The 11371-nt window shown below is 68.2% G+C and carries 11 protein-coding genes; 2 read left to right on the forward strand and 9 right to left on the reverse strand.

The genetic code is table 11. From position 1 onward, the window contains the following. Both gltA and gltX read right to left on the reverse strand, forming a co-directional pair. Positions 1-859 (reverse strand): citrate synthase (gene gltA / locus Q8N19_RS04060; RefSeq protein ID WP_305588356.1); only part of this gene is annotated, 859 nt, incomplete at its 3' end. A 58-nt stretch (positions 860-917) separates the two neighbouring features. Further along, positions 918-2324, reverse strand: a complete 1407-nt coding sequence (gltX, locus tag Q8N19_RS04065; RefSeq protein WP_305588357.1) for a glutamate--tRNA ligase — start codon at positions 2322-2324, stop codon at positions 918-920. A 124-nt stretch (positions 2325-2448) separates the two neighbouring features. On the opposite strand from gltX, the gene Q8N19_RS04070 reads away from it, so the two are divergent. Next, positions 2449-4530 carry a ComEC/Rec2 family competence protein gene (locus tag Q8N19_RS04070; RefSeq protein WP_305588358.1) on the forward strand — a complete coding sequence of 694 codons (2082 nt, stop codon included), beginning with the start codon at positions 2449-2451 and terminating at the stop codon, positions 4528-4530. Here Q8N19_RS04070 and lexA read toward each other — a convergent pair. From lexA to Q8N19_RS04095, 5 genes are all read right to left on the reverse strand, one after another. Next, positions 4511-5206, reverse strand: coding sequence for a transcriptional repressor LexA (gene lexA / locus Q8N19_RS04075; RefSeq protein ID WP_305588359.1), 696 nt, complete (start codon positions 5204-5206; stop codon positions 4511-4513). The genes Q8N19_RS04070 and lexA overlap by 20 nt on opposite strands. A 113-nt stretch (positions 5207-5319) precedes the next feature. After that, entirely contained in the window at positions 5320-6282 is a 963-nt protein-coding gene (locus Q8N19_RS04080) for a hypothetical protein (RefSeq protein WP_305588360.1), read from the reverse strand. After that, the gene (gene trpC, locus Q8N19_RS04085) at positions 6279-7067 is read right to left on the reverse strand and encodes an indole-3-glycerol phosphate synthase TrpC (protein ID WP_305588361.1); all 789 of its coding nucleotides are present in this window, start codon (positions 7065-7067) and stop codon (positions 6279-6281) included. Before trpC ends, Q8N19_RS04080 begins: the two co-directional genes overlap by 4 nt. Beyond that, positions 7067-8077 carry an anthranilate phosphoribosyltransferase gene (gene trpD / locus Q8N19_RS04090; RefSeq protein WP_305588362.1) on the reverse strand — a complete coding sequence of 337 codons (1011 nt, stop codon included), beginning with the start codon at positions 8075-8077 and terminating at the stop codon, positions 7067-7069. The genes trpC and trpD overlap by 1 nt, the downstream gene beginning before the upstream one ends. A 9-nt stretch (positions 8078-8086) precedes the next feature. Then, on the reverse strand, positions 8087-8677 hold the full coding sequence (locus Q8N19_RS04095; RefSeq protein ID WP_305588363.1) for an aminodeoxychorismate/anthranilate synthase component II: 591 nt from the start codon (positions 8675-8677) through the stop codon (positions 8087-8089). A gap of 112 nt (positions 8678-8789) precedes the next feature. Here Q8N19_RS04095 and Q8N19_RS04100 point away from each other — a divergent pair, with 112 nt between their 5' ends. After that, positions 8790-9011: a hypothetical protein gene (locus tag Q8N19_RS04100; protein WP_305588364.1), complete on the forward strand. Its 222-nt coding sequence runs from the start codon at positions 8790-8792 to the stop codon at positions 9009-9011. On the opposite strand, the gene trpE is transcribed toward Q8N19_RS04100, so the two are convergent. Next, a complete protein-coding gene (trpE, locus tag Q8N19_RS04105; RefSeq protein WP_305588365.1) occupies positions 9008-10540 on the reverse strand; it encodes an anthranilate synthase component I in 1533 nt (510 codons plus the stop codon). The genes Q8N19_RS04100 and trpE overlap by 4 nt on opposite strands. Then, a partial coding sequence (locus tag Q8N19_RS04110; protein ID WP_305588366.1) for a peptidyl-prolyl cis-trans isomerase occupies positions 10537-11371 on the reverse strand: 835 nt, incomplete at its 5' end. The genes trpE and Q8N19_RS04110, both read right to left, overlap by 4 nt.

Below are 11371 nucleotides of genomic sequence, written 5' to 3' on the forward strand. Positions count from 1 at the left end.
ATTCGGGGATGTTCTCCACCGAACCGATCTCGGCCAGCATGTTGAGCGCCTCTTCGTTGGCGCCCCCATGGCTGGGACCCCACAGGCAGGCGATGCCGGCGGCGATGCAGGCGAACGGATTGGCGCCCGATGAACCGGCCAGGCGGACGGTCGAGGTGGAGGCGTTCTGCTCGTGATCGGCGTGCAGGATGAAGATGCGGTCCATGGCCCGGGTCAGGACCGGGTTGGGCTTCCAGTCCTCGGCCGGAACCGAGAAGCACATCCGCAGGAAGTTCTCCGCGTACGACTCGTCGTTGCGCGGATGCACGAACGGCTGGCCCTTGGAGTATTTGAAGGCCCGCGCGGCGATTGTCGGCATCTTGGCGATCATGCGGTGGGCCGAGATCATCCGCTGCTGCGGATCATCGATATTGGTGCTGTCGTGATAGAAGGCCGACAGGGCGCCGACCGCGCCGACCATGATGGCCATCGGGTGGGCGTCGCGCCGGAAGCCGGCGAAGAACCGGTCGAACTGCTCGTGCAACATCGTGTGGTAGGTGATGTTGTGGTCGAACTCGGCGAACTGGCTCGCCGTGGGCAGTTCGCCGTGCAGCAGCAAATAGCAGACTTCCAGGAAGCTCGACTTCTCGGCCAGCTGGTCGATCGGGTAGCCCCGGTGCAGCAGAATGCCGGCGTCACCGTCGATATAGGTGATCTTGCTCTCGCAGCTGGCCGTCGACGTAAACCCCGGATCGTAGGTGAAGACATCGGCCTCGGCGTAGAGTTTGCGCACGTCGACCACGTCCGGACCCGTCGTACCCTTCAAGATGGGTAGTTCGACGGATTTGGCGCCGATGCTGATCTTCGCCGTATCGCCCATGCCATCCCCTTTCAATGAGTAGGAAATAAAACGTCTGTTCGCTTGGCCTTATAGCGGTTTACGCAGCGGGCGAAAGCGCGTCGTGGAGGCGGCCCAGGCTTTCCTCTTTCCCGAGCGCCGTCAGGGCGCCGGCGAGGTCGGGGGCGGAGGCTACGCCGGCCAGGCAGACACGCAGGGCGGGACCAAACTTGCCGATGCCGATCGCTTCCGATTCCGCAAAGGCGCGGATCTCGCCTTCAAGGTTTGGGACGTCCCAGGCCTGAGCCTCCGCCAGCCGATCCCTCAGCCGGCCCAACCGCCCACGAGTCTCCTCGTTGAGCAGCCCGGCGGCCTTCTCCGGCATGGCCAGCGGCCGCTGGGCCAGGACGAACACCGTCGAATCTGCCAGGTCCAGCAAGGTCTTGGCGCCGTCGCGGACCAGCGGGATGGCCCGCTCGAGCACCGACCGGAGGTCTGACGGGACCGCTAGATCGCGGCTCTCATGGATTCCGGTCACCAGATCCGCCAGACGCCCGATCTCAGCCTGACGGATATAGTGATTGTTGATGTGGTTGAGCTTGGCCCAGTCGAGCCGGGCCGGGGCGCTGACCACATCGACGATGTCGAACCAGGCGATGGCCTGTTCGTCGGTGAAGATCTCATCATCCCCGTGACCCCAGCCGAGCCGAGCCAGGTAGTTGCGCATGGCCTCGGGCAGGTAACCCATGGAGTCGAACTCGCTGACCGCCTGGGCGCCGTGACGTTTTGAGAGCTTGGCGCCGTCGGGGCCGTGGATCAGCGGCAGGTGCGCCCAGACCGGAACCTCCCAGCCGAGCGCCTTGTAGATCAGGGTCTGGCGGGCGGCGTTGTTGAGATGGTCGTCGCCACGAATCACATGGGTGACCCCCATGTCGTGGTCATCGACGACCACAGCCAGATTGTAGGTGGGCGAGCCATCGGTGCGCAGCAGGATCAGGTCATCCAGATCCTTGTTCTGGAAGCGGATGTCGCCCTTCACCTTGTCGGCGACCACGGTGTCGCCGGTCAGCGGACTCTTCAGGCGCACCACGAACGGCCGGTCAGGGGCGTCATTGGGCGTGATGTCGCGCCATGGGGAGCGAACGACCCGGCCCTCGGCCCTGGCGGTCTCTCGCTCGGCCTCAAGCTCTTCTGCGGTCATATAGTCGCGATAGGCCTCGCCCCGGGCCAGCAGGTCGTCCACAGCGGCCCGGTGACGGTCCGCGCGGGCGGCCTGGAAGACCGGCGGCTCGTCGGCCTCAAGGCCCAGCCACTTCATGCCTTCGAAGATGACCTCGACGGCGGCCTGGGTAGAGCGCTCCCGGTCAGTGTCCTCAACGCGCAGCAGGAACTTTCCGCCGGTGTGGCGCGCATAAAGCCAGTTGAAAAGCGCCGTCCGGGCCGTGCCTATGTGCATGGAGCCGGTGGGGGAAGGGGCGATCCGGGTGACGACGGGACGGTCGGGCATCGAGGTCGGGGGTCTTGAGGTGTCGCAGGCCGGCGGGATCGCCGGGCGATGGGGCCGGCGTCTTAGCACGCGCCTGTCCAGCCCTCCTAGTGTGCGGGACCTTCTCGGCGCCCTGGGACGCCAGATGGTCGACCAGGCCGATCGCTGGAGTCTGTGGACGCCGGTGGCGTTCGGCATCGGCTGCGCCCTCTATTTCGCCCTGGGCCGTGAGCCGCTGACCTGGGTCGCCTTCGCAGCCTTGGGATGGGCGATAGCGCTGTTGGTGGGGGCGCGGCGGCTGCCGGTGCGACGGGAGACAGCGCTCGTGCTGATTCTCGCCGCCTTCGCCCTGGCTGGGTTCGCCACAGCCAAGCTGCGCACTCAGGCGGTGGCGGGACCTGTCGCCCCGGCCCTGAGCGGTCCGGCCCAAGTGGAGGGCTGGGTGGTCGATGTCGCCAGTCCCGGCCAGAGCGGCGGCAGTCGCATAATCGTCGCCCCGACACACATCGAGGGGCTGGCGCCCAAGGCCATCCCCACGCGACTGCGCCTGACCCTTCGTGATGTCGTCCCGCCGGCGCCCGGCACGCCGGTGCGCGTGCTGGCCCTGGTGAACCCGCCGCCACCGCCGGCGAGCCCGGGGGGCTACGACTTCGCCCGCGACGCCTTCTACGAGAGCATCGGCGGCGTCGGCTTTGCATTGACGCCGCCTCAGGGCGTCACCCTGGCGCCCCCGCCGGCGCGGCTGATGCTGGACATGCGGATCAACGCCGCGCGCTGGCGTCTTGCGCAGCAGATCGTGGCGAGCATGGGGGCCGAGACCGGCGGCCTCGCCGCGGCCATGGTGATGGGCAATCAGGCGTTTATTCCGCCCGAGCAGATGGAGCACATGAGGGCCTCCGGCCTCGCCCATCTGATCTCTATTTCCGGACTGCACATGGCGATCGTCGGCGGTTTCGTTTTCGCCGCTGTTCGGGCCGGCGCCGCAGCCTGGCCATGGCTGGCGCTGCGGGTGTCCAGCAAGAAGGTGGCCGCCGTACTCGGTTTGGCGGCGGTCGGGTGCTACCTCGTGGTCTCCGGCGCGCCGGCCCCGGCCGAACGCGCGGCGATCACCGCCTCGGTGGCCTTCGCCGCCGTGATCTTCGACCGGCGAGCCATCAGCCTGCACGGCCTGGCGCTCGCCGCCCTGATCGTGATGCTGATCCATCCCGAGGCGGTGACAGAGCCTGGTTTTCAGATGTCGTTTGCGGCCACAGCCGCCCTGGTGGCGCTTGCGGAAGCCTGGCCGCAGGCGATCCGTGAGATCAGCGCGCCCTGGCCGATCCGCATGGTCCAGACGGCCACGACCTGGTTCGCCGCGAGCCTCGCCGCCAGCTTTGTCGCGGGCATGGCCACCGGCCCGTTCGCCCTGCAGCACTTCAACCGGATGGCCACCTATGGCCTGGCGGCCAACCTGGCGGCGTCTCCGATCTCGTCCTTCCTGATGATGCCCAGCCTGGCCATCGGCGCGGCCCTCACGCCCCTGGGCCTCGGCGACGTGCCGCTGATGGTCTCGGGCTGGGGGATCGCCGCCATCACCTGGGTCGCCCAGGCGGCGGCCGAGGCTCCCGGCGCCAACATGCTCGTGCCCAGCGCTCCGGCCTGGGCGCTGCCCAGCGCCTTCCTGGGCATTCTCTGGATGTGCCTCTGGCGGGGCGGGGTGCGTTGGCTGGGCCTGCCCTTCGCTCTGGCCGTGAGCCTCGCGCCCCGGCCTGAGTCGCCGACAGTCTGGATCGCCGCCGACGGGGCGCAGGTGGCGGTGCGGCAGGCCGGGGGCGCCGTTCTTCTGCGGCCGGAGGTCAAGCGCTTCGCTGCGGAGCGCTGGGCGCAGCGCCACGGCCTGATCGCCAGTTCAGACGAGGCGCCGCGGGATGAGATGTTCGTCTGCGATCGTTGGACCTGTCGCCCGCAGCCTGAGGCCCCGGTCTCGGTCGCTGCCTACTGGAGCCGGAAGGTCCCTGATGCCGAGACCCTGGCCACCCTCTGCGCCTCAGCCGAACTGGTCATCGTCCGGCCGGCGCTGGCCCCGGACCCTTGCCCCGGTCGGATCGTGCTCAGCGGCGCCGACTTCGCCCAGGGGGGTTCCGTGGAACTGAGCCAGGGGAAGGATGGCGTCTGGCGCGCCCGCTGGGCCCAGGACCTGCGCGGTCATCGGCCCTGGAGCTGGAGCCCTAGTGGTAACGACGAATGAGGCCGACGAGACGCCCCTGCACCGCGACCTGATCGGGGCCGAAAATGCGGGTTTCGTAGGCCGGATTTGCGGCTTCCAGGGCGATTGAGGCGCCCTTGCGACGCAGCCGCTTCAAGGTGGCTTCCTCGCCCATGACCAGGGCGACCACGATCTCCCCGGAGTTGGCGGAGTCGGCGCGCCGGATCACGACATAGTCGCCGTCCAGAATACCGGCGTTGATCATCGAGTCGCCCTGGACCTCCAGCACGAAGTGCTCGCCAGCGCCCAGCATGGATTCGGGCACATGCAGGCGATCCCGTTCCTGCTGGATGGCCTCAATCGGCGTGCCCGCCGCGATCTTGCCCAGCACGGAAAGCTCTCGCGTGTCGTTGGCCGCGGCGACCGCGGGGGCCGAATCTCCGGGCGTGACGAGTTGCGGCTTGAACGCCTGGCGGCCCTTGGGCGGGGCGGAGGTCGTCGCCTCCTGGGGCAGCTTCACCACCTCAAGCGCCCGGGCCCGGTGAGGCAGGCGGCGCAGGAATCCGCGTTCCTCAAGCGCTGTAATCAGGCGGTGGATGCCGGACTTGGACGCCAGGTCCAGGGCCTCCTTCATCTCGTCGAAGGAGGGCGAGACGCCGGTTTCCTTGATCCGCTCATGGATGAACATGAGCAGTTCGTGCTGCTTACGGGTCAGCATGGGTCTTCCCAACCTTGAGAACAAAGCGCAAACGTTAGCGATGTTCTCTAGGCGTTCTATCTTAATGTCAAGTTACCGGGGGGCGACCGCGGGGACATCGGTCAGAGCGCCCGTCAGGGAGCCGCGAAGTTCAGGGGCACGGTCGTGGGATAGGTGGCCAAAAAGCGTTCTGCGACAAAGTGCAGGACGATGTCCGGCTGCTCTCGTCTGATGATCTCAGCGAGCACGTCCCCGTCATGCCAGACATAGACCGAGCGGGAGAAGTGCTCGGCCAGGAAGGGAATCGAATCGGTGGCGGTTGAGTCCCGGAAGATCACGACCCGCGGCAGCACCGACTCGGGAATTTCGTAGATCAGCATCTCCCGACCATGGAAGCCGGCCTGGTCCTCAGGTGAGAGCGGCAACCGTTTGGCCCGCACCAGGGCCGGGTCCATGTTGTACTTGAGGGTGACCTCCAGCATGGCCCGCCAGCGGCCATAGTCGGCATCGAGGTCGAACGCCTGCCTCTGGTTCTCATCCAGTTGCACGAACAGATCGCCTTCGAAACCGGCTCGCGCCTGCAGGAGCTCGCTGGAGGTGATGGCTGGACGGGTCGCAACGCCCGCGTCCTCGAGAGTCTCGATCACGAATCGGTAGAGCAGATAGCCCCCCAGCCAGTTCACGTGGGTGTCGCCACGGAAGTAGAGGAAGCCCAGCCGCTTCATCCGCTCGAACCACGGCTGCAGGTAGCGGACCTGCGCCGGAAACTGCCTGGCCATCCACGTCGCAGGACGGCCGGGGTCGGACTTCAGCTCCGCCAGACCCATCGGCAGGTATTCCTGATAGGCGACGCTCTTTTCTGGCGTGATGAACATCAGGTAGGGGGTCGGCGCCAGGGCTTCGAGCCGCGCCTTCAATATGGCTGCGACCTGAGCGCGCTCGCGCCGGGTCCAGCGGGTGACCCCGAACTGCCACGGCAGGAAGTCATTGGTGTCATTGACCAGGAAAACCCACCCCCCTCGGGCGGCCAGGGCTTTTCCGGGCTGGCGGGCCTTGGCGGTCGCTACGCGGCGGACAGCCTTGCGCCGCCAGATCACGACATCAGATCTCGGACGGCGGCAGTCACGTCGGTCTGACGCATCAGGCTTTCCCCGACCAGCATCGCCCGGGCGCCAGCGGCGGACAGGCGTCGGACGTCGGCCGGACCTGTGATGCCGCTTTCGGTGACCAGCAGCGCGTCGGGCGGCGCCAGGGCGGCGAGGCGTTCGGTTGTGGCCAGGTCGGTTTCGAAGGTGCGCAGGTTGCGATTGTTCACCCCCACGAGCGCTGCGCCCATGCGGCTGGCGCGGGCCATCTCGTCCTCGTCATGCACCTCGACCAGGGCGTCCATGCCGAGCCGGCGGGCCTCGGTCTGCAGCTCACCGGCCAGGACGTCGTCGACCATGGCCAGGATAATCAGGATGGCGTCGGCGCCGAGGGCGCGGGATTCGGCGACCTGCCAGGGATCCACCAGGAACTCCTTGCGCAGGGCCGGCAGGCTGACCGCCTCACGGCCAGCGGTGAGATAGCCGTCGGCCCCCTGGAAGCTGGGTCCGTCCGTCAGGATCGACAGGCAGGTTGCGCCGCCGGCCTCATAGGCCTTGGCCAGGGCGGGCGGATCGAAGTCTGCGCGGATCAGTCCCTTGGACGGTGAGGCCTTTTTGATCTCAGCGATCAGGGCCAGGCGCCCGGGCCTGTGGGCCGCCTTCAGGGCGTTCAGAAAACCACGGGGCGGGGAGGGGGCTGTCGCGGCGGCTTCCACCTGCGCCTGCGTCCGCTCACGCTTGCGGGCGGCCACCTCATCGCGCTTGTAGGCGGCGATCTTGTCCAGCACGTCGCTCATCAGGCGGTGATCTCGCAAAGCTTGTTCAGGGCGTTCAGGGCGCGGCCGTCGTCCAGCACCTGGCTGGCCAGCTCGACGCCCTCGCGGAGGGTCTCGACCCGCTCGCCCACCAGGAAGGCGGCGGCGGCGTTCAGGGCGACGATATCGCGATAGGCCCCGGTCTCGCCCTCCAGCAGTCGGCGCAGGGCCGCAGCATTGGCCTCTGGTTCCCCCCCGGTCAGGTCGGAGAGGGCCGCCCTGGGCAGGCCCACCGCCTCAGGCGTGATGGTGAACAGGCGCACCTGTCCATCCTTCCACTCGGCCACCTGGGTCTCTCCCGTGGTGGTCATCTCGTCCATGCCGCCCCCATGGACCACCCAGGCGCGTTCAGCGCCCAGGCCGCCCAGCACGCGGGCGAGGGGCTCTACCCAGCGCTCGGAAAACACCCCCAGCACCTGCCGCTGCGCGCCGGCGGGGTTGCTCAGAGGCCCCAGGAGGTTGAACAGGGTGCGGAAGCCAAGCTCAGCCCGGATCGGCGAGACATGTTTCATCGCGCCATGGTGGACCTGAGCGAACAGGAAGCAGAGGCCAGCCTCATCCAGGGCGCGCAGCTGCTGGTCGCGGCCGGCAGTAATGTTGACGCCAAGGGCGGCGAGCACATCGGCTGCGCCGGACCGGGACGACAGCGCCCGGTTGCCATGCTTGGCCACCTTTAGACCGCCGCCCGCCGCCACGAAGGCCACGGCGGTGGAGATATTCAGGGTGTGCAGGCCATCGCCCCCGGTGCCGCACACATCGATCACCTGATAGGGGTGATCCAGGGTGACGGCGGCCTCGCGCATGGCCCGGGCGCAGGCGGTGATCTCGCCAACCGTCTCGCCGCGCATGCGCATGGCGGTCAGGGCGGCGGCCACCTGGGCCGGGGTCGGCTCGCCGCGCAGGCAGGCGGCGAAAAAGACCTGCGCGTCTTCCTCAGAAAGCGTCGCACCATCCGCCAGGCGGGCGAGCAGCGGCTTGAAAGCCTCGGACATGGGGAAGCCTCAGGCCGGGCTCAGGCGCTTTGCGCCGGCCAGGTCAAGGAAGTTGGACAAGAGGGCGTGGCCGCCTTCGGTGGCGATGGATTCCGGGTGGAACTGGACCCCGAAGATCGGCCGGCTGACATGCTGCAGGCCCATGACCTCGCCATCCTCGGTCCAGGCTGTGATCTCCAGCACCTCGGGCATGGTCTCCCGGCGCACCGACAGGCTGTGGTAACGGGTGGCCGTAAAGGGGTTGGGCAGGCCGGCGAAGACGCCCTTGCCCGTATGGTGCATGGGGCTGGTCTTGCCGTGCATCAGGCTGGCGGCGCGGATGACCTCGCCGCCGAAGGCCTGGCCGATGGCCTGATGACCCAGGCAGACGCCAAGGATCGGCAGGTCCTCCGGCGCCTTGGCCAGCAAATCGAGGCAGACGCCGGCTTCATTGGGGGTGCAGGGACCAGGCGACAGGAGCACGCCCTCGGGCTTCAACGCGATCGCCTCTTCGGCGCTCAGCGCATCGTTGCGGTGGACCAGCGTCTCGGCCCCAAGCTCGTTCAGATAGTGGACGAGGTTGTAGGTGAAGCTGTCGTAGTTATCGACGACCAGGATCATGCCATTCCTCTAGAGCGGGTTCCGATATGTGGGAACCGGTTATCGGACGAAAGCTCGCCACGGCGCAAAGCGCCACATTGCATATGGGGTCAGGCGAGCCGATGCTGAAACCATGTCCCTGACCGATTCCGCGCTAGATTCCGACGCCATCGCCCAGGCCAGAAGCCTGCTGGCGCCGGCGGTGAAGAAGGAGCGCCTGTGGCCCGTTGTGGCGGCGGCCGCCTTCGCGGCGGTAGCGGCGTTGGCCTTGGCCGGCGCCATGATCACCGCGCCTCCCGTGGTCAGCCAACCCATGGCGGAAACGGAAATCGAGTCGCCGGACCCGGTCTTCTAGACGAACCGCCAGGCGTCCTCAGCCGCACGGCGCAGGGCGCGGGCCTTGTGCAGGGTCTCGTCATACTCGGCGTCCGGATCGGAGTCGGCCACCACGCCGCCGCCAGCCTGGATGTACATCTGGCCGTCCTTGAAGCAGGCGGTGCGCAGCACGATGCAGGTGTCCACCGAGCCGTCGGCGCCGAAATAGCCCACCGCGCCGGCATAGGCGATGCCGCGTTTTTCGATCTCCAGCTCGTCGATGATCTGCATGGCGCGAACCTTCGGCGCCCCCGACAGCGTGCCCGCCGGCAGGGCGGCCATCAGCACGTCCACGGGATCAACCCCCTCCGGCGCGTCGCCCTCCACGTTGGAGACGAGGTGCATGACGTGGCTGTAGCGTTCGACGAAGAAGGAGTCGGTCACCCGAACCGCCGGGCCCTTGGCCCGTGGCGTCTCAGCGTTCCGGCCCGGCTGGCGCAGCATGGCGACGCGGCCCACATCATTGCGGCCGAGGTCCAGCAACATCAGGTGCTCAGCCCGCTCCTTGGGATCGGCGATCAGCTCCTGTTCGAGGGCAAGGTCTTCTTCCGGCGTCGCGCCCCGCGGGCGGGTTCCGGCGATGGGGCGGATGGTGATCTTGCCGTCCCGCAGGCGAACCAGGATTTCCGGGCTGGAGCCCGCCAGCTGGAAATCGCCGAAGTTGAGATAGAACAGGAAGGGCGAGGGATTTGTCCGCCGCAGCGACCGATAGAGCGCCAGGGGATCCAGGGGGAAGGGCGCCCGGAACCTGTGGCTGGGCACCACCTGGAAGATATCGCCGGCCCGGATATAGGCCTTCGCCTTCTCGACGATCTCCCGATAGGTCTCCCGGCTCACCGGCGTTGTGAAGGCGTCCGGGGTCGCCACGCCCTGACCGGTCAGGCCCGGGGCTGGCCGGCGGAGGTCCTCACGCACAGCCTCAAGACGGGCCTTGGCGGCGGCATAGGCAGCCTCGGCCGACGCGGCGCCGGGACGCACCGTCGTGGCCAGGATGATCTCCTGCCCGATGGAGTCAAAAATGGCGACGATGGAGGGACGCGTCATGATCCCGTCGGGCAGGCCGAGCGGGTCGGGATTGACGTTCGGCAGCCGCTCCACCAGCCGGACCATGTCGTAGCCCAGGGCCCCGAACACGCCAGCCACCATCGGAGGCAGGCCCTTGGGAATCTCCAGGCGGGCGCTGGCCACCAGGTCACGCAGGGACTCCAGAGACGGGGCCGACTGGGTCGTGAACCGACCCGCGGCGATGTCGTCGCCCTCGGCGATCTCCGCCACCTGGCCTCTACACCTCCAGACCAGATCCGGCTTGAGGGTGATCACCGAATAACGCCCGCGCCAGGCGCCGCCTTCCACAGACTCGAACAGGAAGGCGTAGGGCTGGCCCTGGGCGATCTTGAGATAGGCCGAAACCGGCGTCTCCAGATCATCGATCAGGCGGGTCCAGACCACCTGGGCCGCGCCCGAGTCATAGCGGGCGGTGAAGTCGGCGGGTTCGGGCTCCAGGCTCACTCGGCGGATTCCTTCGCGGCCGGCGCTCCAGCGGCGGCTTTCGGGGCGGGGACCTCGGGATCGAGACCCAGGACGGCGCGGGCCCGGCCCTCGTCGACGCGGACCTTGACCTTGTCGCGCGCCGCCAGGCTGGAGGCCTCAGCCAGATCCCGGAAGAGCGCCATGCTGGCCTGACCACGGCCGTCCTCCACCGCGCGGGCCACCTGCGCCACATCGCCCGGGCGCACCGCCTCAACCTTGCCGACAATCATGCCGAACTGCACGTCTCGGGCGGTGAAGGCTTCCTGCGGCGCTGCGCCGAAGGCCCGGACCAGGGCGTCTTCCGACAGGCGCTCGCCGGGGCGGACGGTGGCGCGGCTGAGCCCCGTGGCGCGGGTCACTCGGGCGCCGATGGAGCTGGCCGCGGCCTCAAGGGTCTGGCCGCCGCGAACGGCTTCGGCCAGCTCGGTGGCCTTGGCCTCCAGGCGGCGGAGCATTTCACGCTGCATCCAGACCTGGGTGAGCAGCGGGCGTACCTCATCGATGGGGGGCAGGGCGGCCGGGATCACCCGCTCGGCGCGGACGGCGAAATACTCGCCCTCGCTCAGCTCCGTGAGATCCGACTCTTCCCCTTCCGTGAGGGCGAAGGCCGCTTCAAGGATTCGAGGCGTCACGCCCTGGACCGGCTGGCCCTCCTGGTCGCGGCCCTGCTCACTGACCGCGGGCAAGGTGATCACCGTGGCGCCGGCCGCCTGGGCGGCCTCAGCCAGGGAGGCGCCGCCGATGTGCGCTTCTTCATAGGCCTGGGTGCGCTCATAGACCTTTTCGGCGGCCTGATCCTGGCGGATCTCG

This window comes from Phenylobacterium sp. (assembly GCF_030693405.1).
Classification (GTDB): domain Bacteria; phylum Pseudomonadota; class Alphaproteobacteria; order Caulobacterales; family Caulobacteraceae; genus Phenylobacterium.